A 17,836-nucleotide genomic window follows, 5' to 3' on the forward strand; every position below is an offset into this window, starting at 1 on the left:
AATATGATTTTATATAATTTATCTGATGCTGTATCTATGGTTAATAGTATTAAGGAAAAAGGAACTCTCGGAAGTATTCATACTCTTGGTGCCCTCCACGAAGGGCATGCTGAATTGATCAGACGCTCAAGTAAAGAAAATGACTTCACTTTAATTACAATATATCCTAACAAGTTACAACTTAATCCAAATAAGCCATATGTTTATAATATTGATGATGATATAGCGTTGGCGCAGTCAGCAGGTGCAAGTATTATATTCATTGGTGATAGCGATCAAATGTACCCAGATGGTTTTACTACTTTCCTTGATCAAGGGGATATGTATCATAGACTCGATTGCTTAGCATTACCCGGGTTATATCGAGGTATGGTTTCAATGAGCTTTCGGTGGATAAATCTTTTTCGTCCTACCCGTTCTTACTGGGGAACTAAAGACATTGCACAATATCTTTTAGTAAAGCGTGCTGTTAAAGATTTCTTGTTAGACGTTGAGATTGTTCCGGTTCCTTGCGTCCGTTTGCCGAATGGCATTCCTGTCTCATCAAGGCTTAAGGGGCTTGAACAATGTCATTTAAATGATGTCGTGATGATTTACCAGCAGCTTGAAAAAATAAAAAATAAACTTACTGAAAATATGATTTCTCAGTTCATTATTGAAGATGTCTCGAAGTATTTGGAGTGGAATTTAACTAAATTTAGACTAGTGTATGTACAAATTGTATCGCCAAATGATTTCGCTCCCCTCAAGGTGATAACATTTCCATTGGTTGTTCATATATGTATTCAAAAAGACACGCTTTATCATTTTGATGGACTCTATCTCGAAAGTAAGGTTAGAGAGTTTTAAGTACTGTCATTTTTCAAGAATGCTTTATAATTTTAATTAAACGCCAACAATCACTGTTGGTGTTCTTTTACAAATTGCACTTTTAAAAAATGAACCTTAATTAGGCACTGGTTCGTAAGGAAAGCGCTGGCGGAGGCGGCGGCGATACTGGTGCTGCGAAAGCAGTTGCGGGATTTTTACGGGGAAACCGACGAGGACGACTGACGCCCGGAACAGAGCGGCAGGCACTTATCGGTTACGTGCGGGAAGCGATGGCGTCAGGAGCTCGGCTGTCAATAGCGCTGACGGAAGCTGGATTAAGTGAACGGACGTGGCGACGCTGGCAAACGTCGTGGGAAGACAAGCGTGTCAGCGCGGTCAGGCCCTCCCCAGTGAACCAGTTAAGTGAGCAAGAAGAGCAACAGATACTGGCAGTGTGCCATCAGCCAGACCCCTCAGTGTCAGGATAGTTGTCACCCCCACTGAAAATAAATTCGAGGGTGATGGAATTGTAGTCCCCCCTAAATTTAGTCTTACCGCTTAATGGAGTTCTCTGGTTAAAATACAACCAATGGAGGCTCATCATGAAGAAAGCGCGTTTCACTGAGACTCAGATCCTGCGGGTTTTGAAAGAAGTTGAAGGTGGTCGGCATGTGAAGGATGTGTGCCGTGAAAACGGTGTGTCGGAAGCCAGCTATTACAACTGGAAATCTAAATACGGCGGCATGGAGTCCTCTGATATCAAACGGATGAAAGAGTTGGAAGAGGAAAATCGCCGGTTAAAGCAAATGTACGCATCCCTGAGCTTAGATCATGAAATTCTTAAGGATGTTGTTTCAAAAAAACTTTAACGGTGCCTGAGAAGCGTGAACTGGTGCATTATGTTATGACGGAACATCAGGCCAGCGAACGACGCGGGTGCCGGATTATCGGTATCAGTCGAAGTCTGTTGCATTATTGCCCGAATACGGCGCGGGATCTGCCTGTAGTCGAGGCGCTACAAAAACTGGCGCATCAGTATCCGGCCTATGGTTTTGGACTTATGTTCAATAAGTTACGACAGGCAGGGTTACTGTGGAATGCAAAGCGGGTTTACCGGATCTATCGATTGTTGAAACTCAACTTTCGGCGCAAAGGGAAAAAACGTTTACCTAACAGGCATCCACAGCCGTTAGTTATACCGCATAAAATGAACCACTGTTGGTCAGTTGATTTTATGAGTGATGCCTTGAGCGACGGGCGGCGATTCAGGTTATTTAACGTCGTTGATGACTTTAATCGGGAAGCGCTGGCCATCGATGTTGATTTGAATATACCGGCTCATCGTGTTGTGCGAATTCTGGAACGATTAAGCGCAGAACGAGGCTACCCGGCTTTTATACGAAGTGATAATGGGCCAGAGCTCACCGCCGCAGTCTTAGCCGAATGGGCAGAACGCCACGGTGTGAAACTCGATTTTATTCAGCCCGGAAAGCCGATGCAGAACGGATTTATCGAGCGATTTAACAAAACGCTACGAACAGAAATACTCGATATGTATCTGTTCAGAACCTTGTCTGAAGTGCGTGAACTCACAGAGGACTGGCGCACAGAATATAACGAAGAACGCCCGCATAGCTCACTGGGTGATATGCCACCTGTTATCTATGCGCGGCAAAAACTGGCCGGAGATCCTCATTGGCGGTGGTACTAAAAACCGGAGGGACTACAGAATGACAAATGAAACGTATTTCCCCTGAACGAAAAGCCAGCATACTGGCAAAACTGCTGCCACCCTACAATATGACCGTGGCTGCTGTTGCACAGATGGAAGGAATATCCGAAGCTACCCTCTATAACTGGCGAAATCAGGCTAGATCAGAGGGAAAACCCGTGCCCGGAGCAGAGAAAACAACAGACCAGTGGTCAGCAGAAGCACGCTTTGCCGTGATAGTCGAAACCGCCACGTTCAGTGAGGCAGAAATTGCGGAATACTGCCGCAAGAAAGGACTCTACCCGGAGCAACTTATTCAGTGGAAACAGGGCTTTATGCAGACTGAAAACCCCGGTGATAACGCTGCCCTGAAACAGAGTCAGAAAGAAATTAAACAGCTGAAAAAAGAGCTGCTTCGTAAAGAAAAGGCCCTTGCGGAGGCGGCAGCCATACTGGTATTGCGAAAAAAGCTTACAGACTACTACGGGGAAGCCGACGGGGACGACTGACACCTGAAGGTGAGCGACAGCAGTTTATTCTCTGGATAAATGAAGCGGTAACCTCGGGAGCGAGACTTGCCATTGCCTGCCGTGAAGTCAACATCAGCCTGCGTACCTGGCGACGCTGGCAGTGCTTTCCCCGTGACCGGCGAGCTGAGGCGGTAAGAGCCGTGCCGTTTAATCGGCTGAGTCCGGAGGAAGAAAACCGGATACGGGATGTCTGTCATGAACCGGAATATGCCAGCCTTCCCCCCTCACAAATCGTGCCGCGCCTGGCCGACAGAGGTATTTACCTGGCCAGTGAGTCAACATTCTATCGGGTGTTGCGTCGCTCAGGTGAAGTCCATCGCAGAGGACGTCAGGCACGGCAGCAGAAGGTATCAGCACCGACAACCTTTATAGCGTCCGGGCCTTGTCAGGTGTGGTCGTGGGACATCACCTGGCTACCCTCTGTAGTGCGTGGTCGCTGGTTTTATCTGTATATGATACTCGACCTGTACAGCCGAAAAATCACCGGTTATGAGGTGTATGAGACGGAAAGTGGTGAACAGGCAGCGGCACTGATGCAACGTAGCGTGATACGGGAAGGCTGCTGGCGTCAGCCCCTGGTGTTACATGCTGATAATGGTGCGGCGATGAAATCGCAGACGCTGCGGATGAAACTACATGAACTGAATATCACAGCGTCTCACAGCAGACCGCGAGTCAGTAATGATAATGCGTATGCAGAGTCGCTGTTCCGGACGCTGAAATATGTGCCACAGTGGCCCTCGTCGGGGTTCAGAACGCTGAGTGAGGCACGTCAGTGGGTGGATAAATTTACCCACTGGTATAACGAAGAGCATCGTCACAGTGGAATACGCTATGTGACACCGGCAGAACGACGTCGTGGTAAAGACAGAGCTCTGCTGACCCAGCGGGATGAACTGTATCGTCAGGCACAGAAAGCGCATCCTGAGCGCTGGTCAGGGAAGACAAGAAACTGGCAGCCGGAAGGCCCGGTAACGTTGAATCCGGAACGGGAAAAACAGGCGGCTTAAATTAACCAAGGGTGCCAACTTCCTTGACACTTACCGTCCACTACACGGCGTGTATTGAGCCAGATACCTGGTGTCGAATTCGTTTAGCAGTTTTGGCAACTGTAATGAGAGGGCAAACATAAAGCCGCCCTTGCTGATATTCACAGTTCTTTCTTGTCCAGCCCACTCGTAGATGTTACCTAATCAACGGCGGTGCCAGCTTTTTAGCATGGCTACGCTGATTTGACCTTCCGGGAACTGTTCTTCAAAAACGGACTGGTAGAGTTGTTCTAACAGGACAAGTTCAGCCCCATCCATCTCATCAGAAGTAGCGATCCCCAGCTTATTAGCCAAAACTTGCTCACCAGAGCCTTTCTCATATTGGCCCTCACTGCTGGATACCTGGTATCGGCTCATGGAGGTGCTCTGTGTCAATGGAGGGATGGACATCAGAGAGATGTATAACGCCAAGTATGAATGGCAAAAAATTATGGTAGAATCAGTTAGTTAAATAAATTTAAGTTAATTTATAGCTTTTATCATATTTATGAAAAAAATCGTTATTTATCAATCATGACACACGCAGCATCATCGTTTGCGAAACATCAGTACTAATGTCAGTGCTTCTTACCCATACATCAAGCTTATCTGCCCATTCCTGCATCATCACTTCACGTTCACCAAGATAGGTCGCATGGTTATATGTGCGACGAATATTGTTGGTATCAGCATGCGCAAGCTGAGCCTCAATAGCATCTGGCCAATATTAAACGCGTACTCCCTGTAGTTCTGGTGGCATGGGGGCTGTAAGTGCCACTCCAGCCGAGATTTTTAAGTAGTTGACGTAGAGAGTGCGATGTCATTGGGCCTAGCGGATTATCTCTTCCCGGGAAAAGGTGCTGCCGATGCCCGGTTAATCCCTGTAGTGTTCTGAGCATTTTGACAGCTTGGGAGGGAAGGGGAATAACATGTTCTCTTCGGGCTTTCATTCGCGCTGCCGGAATGGTCCAGAGGGCATTATCTAGATCGATTTCTGCCCACTCCGCTTCAGTGGCTTCTGCTGGACGAGCCAGCGTCCACCACATTAGCCACATGCAATAGTTAACCTGATATGAGCCTCGACTATTGTCAAAGCAGCTTAACAGCTTCCCAATTTGCTGCGGATTCAATGCTTGTTTGTGCTGTGTTTTGTTTGCCGGAAGAGCTTTACGCACCGGCCAGACAGGATCGCTGTCATGAGATAACGTGAGACACTATGAAAAGAAAAATCCACGCAAACGCGTGGATTTTATGGTTTTTGTTGGTCTTCATGAGGCTCGCTAAAACTTCATGAGACAAAGCGAATTAGACGTTGAACAGGAAGTTCATCACATCGCCATCTTTTACGATGTATTCCTTGCCTTCTGAACGCATTTTTCCGGCTTCTTTCGCGCCTTGTTCACCTTTGTAGGTGATGAAATCTTCAAAGGCGATAGTCTGGGCGCGGATGAAGCCTTTTTCGAAGTCGGTGTGAATCTTACCGGCGGCCTGCGGGGCGGTTGCGCCGACAGGGATGGTCCAGGCACGAACTTCTTTCACGCCAGCGGTGAAGTAGGTTTGCAGATCCAGCAGTTCATAGCCCGCACGGATTACGCGATTCAGGCCCGGCTCTTCTAACCCTAACTCAGCCATGAATTCTTCACGGTCTGCATCATCCAGTTCGGCAATATCCGATTCAACGGCGGCGCAGACGGCCACAACGACAGAACCTTCAGCGGCGGCGATTTCACGCACTTTATCGAGGTATGGATTGTTTTCGAAACCGTCTTCGTTGACGTTAGCGATGTACATCGTTGGTTTCAGCGTCAGGAAGCTCAGGTAGCGGATAGCTGCTTTATCTTCATCGCTTAAATCCAGCGAGCGCAGCATGCCAGCATTTTCCAACTGCGGTAAACATTTCTCCAGCGCGGCCAGCTCAGCTTTAGCGTCTTTATCGCCGCCTTTGGCTCTCTTCTGCACGCGATGAATGGCGCGTTCACAGGTGTCGAGGTCAGACAGTGCTAATTCAGTGTTGATGACTTCGATGTCATCAGCTGGATCAACTTTGTTGTTTACATGGATGATGTTGTCGTTTTCGAAGCAGCGTACAACGTGGCCGATGGCTTCCGTTTCACGAATGTTGGTCAGGAACTGGTTACCCAAACCTTCACCTTTGGACGCGCCTTTTACCAGACCGGCGATATCAACAAATTCCATGGTGGTAGGGAGGATACGCTGCGGCTTAACGATTTCAGCCAGCTTGTCCAGACGTGGATCGGGCATTGGCACTACGCCGGTGTTCGGCTCGATGGTACAAAACGGGAAGTTGGCCGCTTCGATGCCGGCTTTGGTCAGCGCATTGAACAGAGTGGATTTACCGACGTTAGGCAGCCCAACGATACCGCATTTGAATCCCATGTTTATATCACCTTAAATAACTTATTAATCAGACAATTACTATCTCTTGCCTGTCAGAATGGAAATATTTCGGCCGATTATACACGGAATGGCGATTTATCTCGATCTGCTATCCGCATTCTGACCAGATTATGCCGCTTTAAAGGCATGCAAGCGGTTCATCGCTTTGATCATATCTTCTTTCATCAGGATTTCTGTGCAGCGTACGGCTTCATCAATGGCATCGTCGATCAGCGTCTGCTCGCTCGTCGGCGGTTTGCCCAGCACAAAACCGGTCACTTTGCTTTTATCGCCCGGATGGCCGATACCGATGCGTAAACGATGGAAGTTCGGGTTGTTACCCAATTTACTGATGATGTCTTTCAGACCGTTATGGCCGCCGTGTCCGCCGCCCAACTTAAGTTTGGCAATTCCCGGTAATAAATCCAGTTCATCGTGTGCAACCAGAATTTCATCAGGCTGGATGCGGTAGAAGGTGGCCATTGCCGCGACGGCTTTGCCGCTCAAGTTCATGAACGTGGTGGGAACCAACAGGCGTACATCTTGCCCAGCCAGATTCAGGCGGGAAGTGTAACCATAAAACTTACTTTCTTCTTTCAGCGGCTGACGGTAAGACTCGGCCAGACGATCGACAAACCAGGCGCCCGCATTATGGCGGGTGGCGGCGTATTCAGCGCCGGGATTCGCCAGGCCGACAATTAATTTAATGCTGCTCACGGTATATTCCAGATTACGTGCTTAAACTGACGCAGGGTCGCGTGATAAACGAGAGCGCTAGTTTACACACCGCGTAGTCGATAGCAAAATCTCCATGTCGGAATGTAAAAGTATTGTTATTTGTTTAGTGATGTGATTATTCGGATTTTTGTCTATTTGTTTGTTTAAACGTAAAAAAATATTAATCATTCCCCTTATCTGTGATCCCTCCCGCAATCATCTAAGTACATTATTGTCTATAATTACATCAATAATAAGACAGTAAACAGTAATGGCACTCCGATTCATCCACAGAATTAATCTGGAGGTGGCAGATGAAACGCAAGAACATGACAGTACTAGGTAATGTATTGATGGGTATCGGGATGATCATGATGATTGGCGGCATCGGTTTTTCTATCGCCAGCCAGTTCCCGAAACTGAATGTTCCTGAATATATGACTTACATTGATCTGGTCAGTATTTTTTCTGGTGCAATATTTTGGTTGGCGGGGGCGCGTATTAGCGGGCGTGAAGAAGTTGCAGACCGTTATTGGTGGGTTAAGCACTTTGATAAGCGTTGCCGCCGCCAGCGTCATCCATAACCGTCAATGACGTCATTGTGGCGTTAATGAAAATGAAATAATAGAGCCGCTGTAGCCTCGCTATGGCGGTTTTTTGTTTTTTACAGCGATATACACTAAATAATTCGAGTTTCAGGCAGGCGGCAAGGGAAGGAATCCCGATGAGCTTACTTCAGTAAGTGATTCGGGTGAGTGAACGAAGCCAACGCACATGCAACTTGAAGTATGACGTGTATAGAAATAAGAAAGCCACCTTGTTACAGGTGGCTCCTTCATTATCGTTTTTGAACGGTTACCCGATCAGCGGCGATTAATGCTCAAACATCGCAGAAATGGATTCTTCGTTGCTGATACGACGAATCGCTTCGGCCAACATCCCGGACAGCGTTAGCGTACGAACATTCGGCAGTGAACGAATGTTTTCCGCCAGCGGAATGGTATCGCAGACAATCACTTCATCAATCACAGAGTTCTTGATGTTCTCGTAAGCATTGCCTGAGAAGATTGGGTGTGTGGCATAAGCGAATACACGTTTAGCCCCACGTTCCTTCAGCGCTTCCGCCGCTTTACACAGCGTACCGCCGGTGTCGATCATATCATCAACCAGCACACAGTCACGGCCAGCGACGTCACCGATGATGTGCATCACCTGAGAAACGTTGGCACGCGGACGGCGCTTGTCGATGATCGCCATGTCGGTATCGTTCAGCAGTTTAGCGATTGCGCGGGCACGCACAACGCCACCGATATCAGGAGAAACCACGATCGGGTTTTCCAGATTCTGTTGCAACATGTCTTCCAGCAGGATCGGGCTACCAAATACGTTATCTACCGGCACATCGAAGAAACCCTGAATCTGCTCAGCGTGCAGATCCACTGTCAGAACACGGTCAACACCCACGCTGGACAGGAAGTCAGCAACGACTTTCGCGGTGATTGGCACACGTGCGGAACGCACGCGACGATCCTGACGGGCATAGCCGAAGTAGGGGATAACGGCGGTAATACGTCCCGCGGAAGCGCGACGCAGAGCATCGACCATCACAACCAGTTCCATCAGGTTGTCATTGGTGGGTGCACAGGTGGACTGGATGATGAAAATATCACCACCGCGTACATTTTCATTGATTTGCACGCTGACTTCGCCATCGCTAAAACGACCGACAGCGGCGTCGCCAAGGCTAGTGTACAAACGGTTGGCAATACGTTGTGCTAGTTCCGGGATGGCGTTACCAGCAAAAAGCTTCATATCAGGCACGAGAAGAACCTCAGGCTTGCGTCCAGAGAAATATTGCACCTGCCAAGCAAGGAAAAACAACAGGTACAACATGCATACGGGTGTATGAATTAAGTTTGCTACAGACTGGCCGCATGGCAGCCGGTGTGTGGCAAAACCTAACGTTGCCCAGAGAGCGTACGGTGTAACGGAGAGATATTAACACCTTTCGCGACGAAACCGTTTAACCATTCCGGGGCCTGGTCAAGCACCTGACAGGCTGCGAACTCGGTGTCAAACTCTGCAAACACACAAGCCCCCGTTCCAGTCAGGCGCGCCGGGGCATATTCTAGCAGCCATGAAAGTAGCTGTTCAACCTCACGAAAACGTTTTCTTGCGATAGCTTCACAATCATTGACGAAGGTCTGGTTTAATAAAGTTTCTAAATCACGAATTGGCGAATTCCGCGTCAACTCAGGATCGCTGAAAATCAACGGTGTGGCAATACTTACGCCAGGGTGAGCGACCAGATACCATTTCTCTGGCGGATTTGCGGGGGTTAACCGCTCGCCAATGCCTTCGGCGAAGGCAGAATGCCCACGAACAAAGACGGGAACATCTGCACCCAATTGCAGCCCCAGCTCGGCCAACGTATCCACGTTCAGCCCACTTTGCCACAAATGGTTGAGGGCGACCAAAACGGTCGCTGCATTGGATGAACCGCCGCCCAGCCCGCCGCCCATCGGCAGACATTTCTCAATACTGATGTCTGCGCCGAACTGGGCAGGGCGAATATTGTCGCGTTCGCAGTGTTGCTGTAATAAGCGTGCTGCGCGGACGATCAGGTTTTGCTCGTTCTCTACACCGTCGACAGGAGTAAGCAGGTTAATCTGGTCGTCATCACGCGGTCGAATCGTCAGGGTGTCACCGTAATCCAGAAACTGGAATAACGTTTGCAGCAGGTGATACCCGTCCTCTCTCTGGCCGGTAATATAAAGAAACAGGTTCAGTTTGGCGGGGGCAGGCCATGTCTCGATAACCGTCGGTTGCATCGCTTATTTAACCATCCAGTTATTCATCTTCAGCTTAATACGCTGTTCGCCCTGAACCAGTTCCAGACTGGTTGGCAGCGGAGGCGTTAACTCAGTGTTGTAGCTCTGATAGCTGACATTCCAGTTTTGGTTGCCTTGCCGATAGGTGATGGTTTTCAGCAAATAGCGTTCATCCAGCGTGAATTCGGTGGCATCACCTGGAATGCCGAGAATCCACTGGCGCAGATTGTTCAGCGGGATCGCCATGCCGGTCAGTTGCTGAATCATGTATTCGGCATCTTTACCCACGTAACGCTTGCCCTGATTGTCGGTGATTTGCACGCCGTCAGGTTGGGCACGCAGTTCTAATTCGGTGCTACCGAGCGGGTTAGTCAGCAGCAGCCGATAACGCTGCGGCGGTGTGTCCTGCCAGAAGAAATTGGCTGATACTCTTTTACTATCGGAGATATAGGCAAAAGCGCCGCGCGTCTGATATTGGCTGAGCTGCTGGACTTTTTGCTGATGCTGTTGCCACTCTGGCGAGGTGGGGCTTGTGCCCGTTTGGGTTGGTTGATTAATGCTACAGGCGGCGAGCAATACGCTGGTTAAAGGCAGTAAACGCAGGCATCGGACGGTTTTGGTTGGCATATCGATCGTATCCTGTAATGAACGAAGTCCGTGAAATACGTCACGCTAACGGGCTTACCGCTCAGCGTCAATGGTTGTTATTCGTTAATGGCATTTATTATTTTTTGTCAAAAAGTGACTACCTCAGACGAGGTGTATCGCGTGCTGTCGCTTTTATTGCACTCCTGCATCAAGTAGAATGCGGTTCAAACGAAATCCATACTAAGACCGGTATTACTCAGAAACAGCCTAATGACCCTGCTTGCGCTTGGTATTAATCACAAAACCGCACCGGTTTCTCTGCGTGAACGTGTTGTGTTCTCACCAGATAAACTCGGTGTGGCCCTCGACAGTCTGTTACAGCAACCGCTGGTGCAGGGCGGCGTTGTGCTGTCTACCTGCAATCGCACAGAACTCTACCTTAGCGTTGACGAACAGGAAAACCAGCGTGAACAACTGATTCGCTGGCTGTGTGAATATCATCAATTGCGCCCGGAAGAGGTCAACGGCAGCCTGTATTGGCATCAGGATAATGCTGCCGTTAGCCATCTGATGCGCGTTGCCAGCGGTCTGGACTCTCTGGTGTTAGGCGAACCACAGATTTTAGGGCAGGTGAAGAAAGCGTTTGCCGAATCACAGCGTGGTCATTCCTTGTCCAGCGAGCTGGAGCGGCTGTTTCAGAAATCCTTTACCGTGGCCAAACGCGTTCGTACGGAAACGGATATCGGCGCCAGTGCGGTGTCGGTGGCGTTTGCTGCCTGTACGCTGGCGCGGCAGATCTTTGAGTCACTATCGGATGTCACGGTGCTGCTGGTTGGTGCCGGAGAAACCATTGAATTGGTCGCTCGCTATCTTCGCGAGCACAAAGTACAGAAAATGGTGATTGCAAACCGCACCCGTGAACGCGCACAAGCGCTGGCAACGGAAGTCGGCGCAGAAGTCATCACGCTGGCAGAGCTGGACGAACAACTCGTTCAGGCCGATATCGTGATCAGTTCAACGGCAAGTACGTTGCCGATTATCGGAAAAGGGATGATGGAACGGACGCTGAAGGCGAGACGGAATCAGCCAATGCTGATGGTGGATATTGCGGTGCCACGTGATATTGAGCCTGAAGTCGGCAAATTGCCGAACGTTTATCTCTATAGTGTGGACGATCTGCACGCGATCATTCAGCATAACCTCGCGCAGCGCAAAGCAGCAGCGGTACAGGCTGAATCTATCGTGCAGCAGGAAAGCTCCGACTTCATGGCGTGGCTGCGTGCGCAGTCCGCGGTGGAGACCATTCGCGATTATCGTGCTCAGGCCGATGAATTGCGTGCGGAAATGACGGCCAAGGCGCTGGCTGCCATCCAACAAGGCAATGACGTTGAAGCGGTGATTCAGGAACTGACACACCGTTTGACCAATCGTCTGATTCACGCGCCGACCAAATCTCTTCAGCAAGCCGCTCGTGACGGCGACCAAAACCGGTTACAAATTTTACGTGACAGCCTTGGGCTGGACTAGCATTCATCTCTATTACAGGATTTAACCGCCCGCATGAAGCCTTCTATTGTTGCTAAACTGGAAGCGTTACAAGAACGCCATGAAGAAATCCAGGCGTTACTCGGTGAGCCCAGCGTCATCGCTGATATGGATCGCTTTCGCGCGTTGTCGCGAGAATATGCGCAGCTCACTGATATTACCCGCTGTTTCCAGCAATGGCAGCAGGCGCAAGAGGATCAGCAAACCGCAGAAATGATGCTGGACGATCCTGAAATGCGCGATATGGCTCAGGAAGAGTTGAAAGAAAGCAAAGCAACAATTGAAGCACTGGAGCAGCAGCTTCAGGTGCTATTGTTGCCGAAAGATCCCGACGATGAGCTCGGCTGTTTTCTGGAAGTGCGCGCCGGAACGGGCGGCGACGAAGCAGCGATCTTTGCCGGCGATCTGTTCCGTATGTACAGCCGTTATGCCGAATCACGCCGTTGGCGTGTTGAGGTGGTGAGCGCCAGCGATGGTGAACATGGTGGTTACAAAGAGGTTATCGCCAAAATTTCCGGCGACGGCGTGTACGGCCAGCTCAAATTTGAATCCGGCGGCCATCGTGTGCAGCGCGTTCCTGCCACGGAATCGCAAGGGCGCATTCATACGTCAGCCTGTACGGTCGCCGTCATGGCAGCCGTGCCGGAAGCCGAACTGCCAGAAATCAACCCTTCAGATTTACGTATCGATACCTTCCGCTCTTCTGGCGCGGGCGGTCAGCACGTTAACACCACCGATTCCGCCATCCGTATTACCCACTTGCCAACCGGTATTGTCGTGGAGTGTCAGGACGAGCGCTCACAGCACAAAAACAAAGCTAAAGCGCTGTCTGTGTTGGGGGCCCGTATTCGCGCAGCAGAAGTACATAAACGTCAGCAGGAAGAAGCGTCAACGCGCCGTAACCTGCTGGGTAGTGGCGATCGCTCAGACCGCATCCGTACTTACAACTTCCCACAGGGAAGGGTGACCGATCACCGTATTAACCTGACGCTTTACCGGCTGGATGAAGTCATGGAAGGGAAACTGGACACGCTGATTCAACCGGTCGTGCAGGAATACCAGGCCGATCAGCTTGCTGCGTTGTCCGAGCAGGAATAATGACGTATCAGGATTGGTTAATCTCGGCTACGGCGCAGCTCGTAGCGGGAGAAAGCCCGAAGCGAGATGCGGAGATTTTGCTGGGCTTTGTGACTGGCAAGTCCCGCACGTTCCTGCTGGCGTTTGGTGAAACTGAGCTGAACGCGGCAGAACAGCAGCAATTAACTGAACTGCTGGCGCGTCGTGAACAGGGAGAACCTATCGCTTATTTGATTGGCGTGCGCGAGTTCTGGTCACTGCCGCTGGCCGTTTCACCCGCCACGCTGATTCCTCGGCCTGATACCGAATGTCTGGTCGAACAAGCCTTGCTACGCTTGCCTCAAACGCCGTGTGCCGTTCTGGATTTGGGCACGGGAACCGGCGCGATCGCGCTGGCGCTGGCCAGTGAACGGTGTGATTGCCGGGTGACTGGCGTTGATGTTCAACCCGATGCCGTGGCGTTAGCGACAAAAAACGCCCAGCAATTGGGGCTCGATAACGCCCATTTCTTATCTGGAAGCTGGTATTCACCGCTTGATCACACGCGCTTTGCGCTTATCGCCAGTAACCCACCCTATATCGATGCGGATGATGTGCATCTGTCGCAAGGAGATGTCCGTTTTGAACCTGCCAGCGCGCTGATTGCTGCCGATAACGGACTGGCGGATCTACGTACCATTATTGAATCCGCTCCGCAGTATTTAGACGCCGGTGGCTGGCTGCTGCTAGAACATGGCTGGCAGCAGGCTGACGCGGTGCGTCAGCTATTGCAGGCCCGAGGATTTACACAAATAGAAACTTGTCAGGACTATGGTGGCAATGACCGCGTGTCGTTAGGACGCTGGTTGGATACCCCAATTTATTAGGAGCAATGGACGTGATCTCTCTTTACCCAGCCACGATATATCTGCATCTGGCAACGGTTGGCATCAGTATTTCTCTGTTTGTAATTCGTTTTTTTTGGCTGTGCCGGCAATCCGCTATGCTGCAACAGCGCTGGGTGAAAATCCTGCCGCATATTAACGACACCTTGTTATTAATCAGCGGTATTGGTTTAATCGTTCTCAGCCATACGTATCCGTTTACTCCCGAGCAAAGCTGGCTGACGGAAAAACTGTTTGGCGTTATCATTTATATCCTTCTTGGCGCTATCGCCTTGGGGAAACGCCCCCGTAGTCAGAACGTTCGCTGGCTGGCGTTTGTATCTGCTTTAATATGCTTTGGTGTGGTCGTGCTGTTGGCACTGACGCAGTCACCGTTGCTGATGGAATAATTATGAGTGCTATTGCTGATTTTGAATTCAACCAGTCACTGCTAAGTGATGGTGTCGTGTTGGTTTCACAGGCGATTCGCCGCGACTTTCCCGCTCAGGATGTGCGGCAAAATCTGCAACAGCTGGTTGAGAGCGCCCGAGCCGCTATTCCTGACGGCCTTGAGCAAGATCTTCAGCTTGAAAAACTGATTGAGCTGTTTTATCACACCTGGGGATTCGGCGGTGCGGGCGGCGTTTATCGCCTGTCTGATGCACTGTGGCTGGATCAGGTGCTTGAATCTCGTCAGGGCCTGCCTGTGTCGCTGGGTATCATCTTTCTGCATATCGCCAATGAGCTTGGTCTGCCGCTGATGCCGGTGATTTTCCCGACACAGTTGATTCTGCGTGCCGACTGGCTTGATGAAGAGATGTGGCTGATCAATCCGCTAAATGGCGATACGCTGAGTGAGCACGTTCTGGAAGTGTGGCTGAAAGGTAATATTGGCCCGTCAACTCGTCTGCTGGATGAAGATCTGGATGAAGCTGAGAATGTCCTGATCGTGCGTAAAATGCTCGACACGCTGAAAGTTGCCCTGATGGAAGAAAAACAGATGGAGCTGGCGTTGAGAGCTAGCGAAGCGGTGCTGCAGTTTGACCCGGACGACCCTTACGAAATCCGCGATCGCGGCCTGATTTATGCTCAACTGGATTGCGACCATATTGCGCTGTCCGATCTCAACTATTTCGTTGAACAGTGCCCGGAAGATCCGGTGAGTGAAATGATAAAAGTACAGATTCACTCGATAGAGCAGAAACAGATTGTCTTGCATTAAAAAAACAGTCTTACATTAAGAAACCGTTTTGCAGTTACGTTAATTTATTTCCCGACATGAAGGTAAAAGTATGACGAATAAAGTGGTCAAGATAGGGGATATCCCAGTCGCCAACGATCTGCCTTTTGTGCTGTTTGGCGGCATGAATGTTCTTGAATCACGCGATCTGGCGATGCGCATTTGTGAGCATTACGTCACGGTCACGCAGAAGTTGGGCATTCCTTACGTGTTCAAGGCGTCATTCGATAAGGCTAACCGCTCCTCGATTCACTCTTACCGTGGTCCAGGTCTGGAAGAAGGGATGAAAATCTTCCAGGAACTGAAACAGACCTTTGGCGTAAAAATTATCACTGACGTGCATGAATCACATCAGGCCCAGCCCGTTGCTGATGTCGTTGATGTGATCCAGCTTCCTGCATTTTTGGCGCGTCAAACCGATCTGGTGGAAGCAATGGCGAAAACCGGTGCAGTAATCAACGTGAAAAAACCGCAGTTCGTCAGCCCGGGGCAAATGGGTAACATCGTCGACAAATTCATCGAAGGTGGCAACGATCAGGTGATTCTGTGCGATCGCGGCAGCAACTTCGGTTACGACAATCTGGTTGTCGATATGCTGGGCTTCAATGTCATGAAGCACGCTTCTAACGGTGCGCCGGTGATTTTTGACGTGACACATGCGTTGCAGTGCCGCGACCCGTTTGGTGCGGCGTCTGGTGGCCGTCGTGGACAGGTCACTGAACTGGCGCGTGCTGGTATGGCTGTCGGTCTGGCGGGGCTATTCATTGAAGCTCATCCAGATCCTGCGAATGCGAAGTGTGATGGTCCATCTGCGCTGCCGCTGGATAAGCTGGAACCGTTCCTGCAACAGATCAAAGCGATTGACGATCTGGTGAAAAACTTCCCAGAACTGGATACCAGCAAGTAATCTTACTCACAGTCGATTGATTGTTGACGTAAAAAAACGTAGGGAACGTTTTTCAACGTCGCTTGCGACGGCCCGCAGGGTGGCGGGCAGGACGCTCGCCATAAAAAACCCGCGATATCGCGGGTTTTTGTGTTTATAACGTTCGGCGTTTTCTACGACACAGCGTGATGGCGGTTATTTATAGAGGTCGGCGCTGATCGTGAGGTTGTTGCCTTTACCTTCCCACTGTCTGGTGATGTGGTAATACTTAGCCCCTTTCTCGCCTGCACGTTTAGCAACGGCTTCAGACACCTGCGTCATGTTGGTGTAGTTGCCGCGGAATTTAATCGAATCGAAAGGCACCATCTGCGCTGCCGTAGCATTGTTCAGTTCCTGAATTTGGGAACCATCCGCTAACGTTACCGTGTAACGTCCACCTTTTGACGACTGCGTTTCGAAGAAATTACCTACGTTACGGCTAGGGCTGCCAGAGTTGGCAACACCAGGAATTTCCACTTTGGCGGCTTCTGCACCACCCGCAGCCAACGCGGCACGGCCTGCATCAGAATCTGCAGGGATGACGTCGGTACTCTGGGTCTGGCGCTTCGGTGCGTCAGCTTTATAAATGTAGGCGGTAATTTTTTGGTTGCCGCTATTCGAATTCACATCAACCTGACGAACGATGTAGAACGAATCGGCATTTTTCTCTTTTGCCGCTTTCGCAATGGCGTCGTTCACGTCCGGTTGGCTGCGGAAGAATCCGCCAACGGTTACCGTGTCATAGGGTTCCAACCCGTACGCCACATCTTTCGGCAGCTCTTTCACACCGTAGAAGGTGCGGAATTGGACGTCCTGATTCGCCTTTGGTGCATCTTTGCGATACAGGTCGACCGTGACATTCCAGTTGCCACTCGAATTAGCGTCATCCATCGCTTGTACATAAAACGACTCTGCACCCAGCTTGTCGGCGCGTTTTGAGGCTGCGGCTACCGCTTCATTGATCGCGTTAAAACGTCCTTTAAACGTAATTCGTTCAAAGGGTTGCAGGGATTCTGCCTGCTCAGGCGTAAGTTCCTGTGCAGCCTGCGCTGAAAATGCTGAGAGTGATAACAACAATGTGGATGCAATAACAGTAGTCTTCAGCTTCATAAAAAATCCTTTCGCCTTCCTGCCACTCGAATTATTTAAGGTATAGCAATCAACCTGTAACGGAATAGGGCTGATTATCGCACGGAATAAATTCTTGTGCTTTAGCATTTTCAGCGGGCTGAAAAGCCATGATACTTCGGCTCGCAACAAGAAAAGTGCTAATAATAACGGTTAATGATTGTTTTAGCATCATAAGGGATATTTATACAATTTATCGCGTTAACAACCTTGTAACACGTCATTTTTGTGAAACAGCCCAGAAAAATACTTCTGTAATAATGCTACAAAAGGCGGAGAAAACCATGATTTTCGACCAAGAAAGGTCGGCAGAACCTGTGATAACTCGGCTTTTCTGTGAAATTCATTTTATTTATGGATCATCGATCACATTTTCAGTACGTTATAAATGAGTTCGCCTACAGTGAGACGCCTCAAAAAACGTGTGGTAAGAAGATGATAAGACC

The 17,836-nt window shown here is 49.8% G+C and carries 17 protein-coding genes and 2 pseudogenes; 11 read left to right on the top strand and 8 right to left on the bottom strand.

The features are described from left to right. Positions 1 to 3 precede the first annotated feature (3 nt). The 4 genes from LOZ86_RS09885 to LOZ86_RS09900 all read left to right on the top strand — a co-directional run bounded on the left by LOZ86_RS09885 (position 4) and on the right by LOZ86_RS09900 (position 4,061). Positions 4 to 849 (top strand): pantoate--beta-alanine ligase, encoded by an 846-nt coding sequence (locus tag LOZ86_RS09885; protein ID WP_103199486.1) that lies wholly within the window; start codon positions 4 to 6, stop codon positions 847 to 849. A gap of 251 nt (positions 850 to 1,100) precedes the next feature. Beyond that, positions 1,101 to 1,298, top strand: a complete 198-nt coding sequence (locus tag LOZ86_RS09890) for a hypothetical protein (RefSeq protein WP_146043915.1) — start codon at positions 1,101 to 1,103, stop codon at positions 1,296 to 1,298. A 114-nt stretch (positions 1,299 to 1,412) separates the two neighbouring features. Next, a protein-coding gene (locus LOZ86_RS09895) for an IS3-like element ISEca11 family transposase (protein ID WP_103164902.1) occupies positions 1,413 to 2,521 on the top strand; the annotation gives its coding sequence in 2 pieces (ribosomal slippage) (positions 1,413 to 1,665 and positions 1,665 to 2,521; 1,110 coding nt in all). A gap of 26 nt (positions 2,522 to 2,547) precedes the next feature. Further along, a protein-coding gene (locus LOZ86_RS09900) for an IS3 family transposase (protein ID WP_230243130.1) occupies positions 2,548 to 4,061 on the top strand; the annotation gives its coding sequence in 2 pieces (ribosomal slippage) (positions 2,548 to 2,995 and positions 2,995 to 4,061; 1,515 coding nt in all). A gap of 36 nt (positions 4,062 to 4,097) precedes the next feature. On the opposite strand, the pseudogene LOZ86_RS09905 reads toward LOZ86_RS09900, so the two are convergent. From LOZ86_RS09905 to pth, 4 genes and pseudogenes are all read right to left on the bottom strand, one after another. Further along, positions 4,098 to 4,457 (bottom strand): annotated as a pseudogene (locus LOZ86_RS09905) (cell filamentation protein Fic); the annotation flags it as partial. 154 nt (positions 4,458 to 4,611) lie between these two features. Then, a pseudogene (locus tag LOZ86_RS09910) lies at positions 4,612 to 5,287 on the bottom strand (tyrosine-type recombinase/integrase); the annotation flags it as partial. Positions 5,288 to 5,384: 97 nt separating this feature from the next. Continuing rightward, positions 5,385 to 6,476, bottom strand: a complete 1,092-nt coding sequence (gene ychF / locus LOZ86_RS09915) for a redox-regulated ATPase YchF (RefSeq protein ID WP_039480662.1) — start codon at positions 6,474 to 6,476, stop codon at positions 5,385 to 5,387. 129 nt (positions 6,477 to 6,605) lie between these two features. Further along, on the bottom strand, positions 6,606 to 7,193 hold the full coding sequence (gene pth, locus LOZ86_RS09920) for an aminoacyl-tRNA hydrolase (RefSeq protein ID WP_039480664.1): 588 nt from the start codon (positions 7,191 to 7,193) through the stop codon (positions 6,606 to 6,608). A 314-nt stretch (positions 7,194 to 7,507) separates the two neighbouring features. Here pth and ychH point away from each other — a divergent pair, with 314 nt between their 5' ends. Further along, complete coding sequence (ychH, locus tag LOZ86_RS09925; protein WP_039480667.1) at positions 7,508 to 7,777, top strand: stress-induced protein YchH; 270 nt, start codon at positions 7,508 to 7,510, stop codon at positions 7,775 to 7,777. Between the two features lie 289 nt (positions 7,778 to 8,066). Here the strand turns inward: ychH and prs are convergent, their stop codons facing one another. The 3 genes from prs to lolB form a co-directional block, all read right to left on the bottom strand. Next, a complete protein-coding gene (gene prs, locus LOZ86_RS09930) occupies positions 8,067 to 9,014 on the bottom strand; it encodes a ribose-phosphate diphosphokinase (RefSeq protein WP_010274915.1) in 948 nt (315 codons plus the stop codon). Positions 9,015 to 9,151: 137 nt separating this feature from the next. Beyond that, positions 9,152 to 10,024 carry a 4-(cytidine 5'-diphospho)-2-C-methyl-D-erythritol kinase gene (gene ispE / locus LOZ86_RS09935; protein WP_039480669.1) on the bottom strand — a complete coding sequence of 291 codons (873 nt, stop codon included), beginning with the start codon at positions 10,022 to 10,024 and terminating at the stop codon, positions 9,152 to 9,154. 3 nt (positions 10,025 to 10,027) lie between these two features. Next, complete coding sequence (gene lolB, locus LOZ86_RS09940; protein ID WP_039480672.1) at positions 10,028 to 10,651, bottom strand: lipoprotein insertase outer membrane protein LolB; 624 nt, start codon at positions 10,649 to 10,651, stop codon at positions 10,028 to 10,030. 231 nt (positions 10,652 to 10,882) lie between these two features. On the opposite strand from lolB, the gene hemA reads away from it, so the two are divergent. The 6 genes from hemA (at position 10,883) to kdsA (ending at position 16,244) form a co-directional block, all read left to right on the top strand. Further along, on the top strand, positions 10,883 to 12,139 hold the full coding sequence (gene hemA, locus LOZ86_RS09945) for a glutamyl-tRNA reductase (protein ID WP_039480675.1): 1,257 nt from the start codon (positions 10,883 to 10,885) through the stop codon (positions 12,137 to 12,139). Positions 12,140 to 12,172: 33 nt separating this feature from the next. After that, positions 12,173 to 13,255 carry a peptide chain release factor 1 gene (gene prfA / locus LOZ86_RS09950; RefSeq protein ID WP_039480678.1) on the top strand — a complete coding sequence of 361 codons (1,083 nt, stop codon included), beginning with the start codon at positions 12,173 to 12,175 and terminating at the stop codon, positions 13,253 to 13,255. Next, entirely contained in the window at positions 13,255 to 14,100 is an 846-nt protein-coding gene (gene prmC / locus LOZ86_RS09955; RefSeq protein WP_039480682.1) for a peptide chain release factor N(5)-glutamine methyltransferase, read from the top strand. The genes prfA and prmC overlap by 1 nt, the downstream gene beginning before the upstream one ends. 5 nt (positions 14,101 to 14,105) lie before the next feature. Beyond that, positions 14,106 to 14,507 carry a SirB2 family protein gene (locus LOZ86_RS09960; protein ID WP_039480684.1) on the top strand — a complete coding sequence of 134 codons (402 nt, stop codon included), beginning with the start codon at positions 14,106 to 14,108 and terminating at the stop codon, positions 14,505 to 14,507. A 2-nt stretch (positions 14,508 to 14,509) separates the two neighbouring features. Then, entirely contained in the window at positions 14,510 to 15,319 is an 810-nt protein-coding gene (gene sirB1 / locus LOZ86_RS09965; RefSeq protein ID WP_010304662.1) for an invasion regulator SirB1, read from the top strand. Positions 15,320 to 15,389: 70 nt separating this feature from the next. Further along, positions 15,390 to 16,244 (top strand): 3-deoxy-8-phosphooctulonate synthase, encoded by an 855-nt coding sequence (gene kdsA / locus LOZ86_RS09970; RefSeq protein WP_039480687.1) that lies wholly within the window; start codon positions 15,390 to 15,392, stop codon positions 16,242 to 16,244. A 174-nt stretch (positions 16,245 to 16,418) separates the two neighbouring features. Here the strand turns inward: kdsA and ydgH are convergent, their stop codons facing one another. Then, entirely contained in the window at positions 16,419 to 17,372 is a 954-nt protein-coding gene (gene ydgH, locus LOZ86_RS09975; RefSeq protein WP_039480689.1) for a DUF1471 family protein YdgH, read from the bottom strand. Between the last annotated feature and the right edge of the window lie 464 nt (positions 17,373 to 17,836).

It is taken from the genome of Pectobacterium parvum, from assembly GCF_020971565.1.
GTDB classification, from domain to species: Bacteria; Pseudomonadota; Gammaproteobacteria; order Enterobacterales; family Enterobacteriaceae; genus Pectobacterium; species Pectobacterium polare.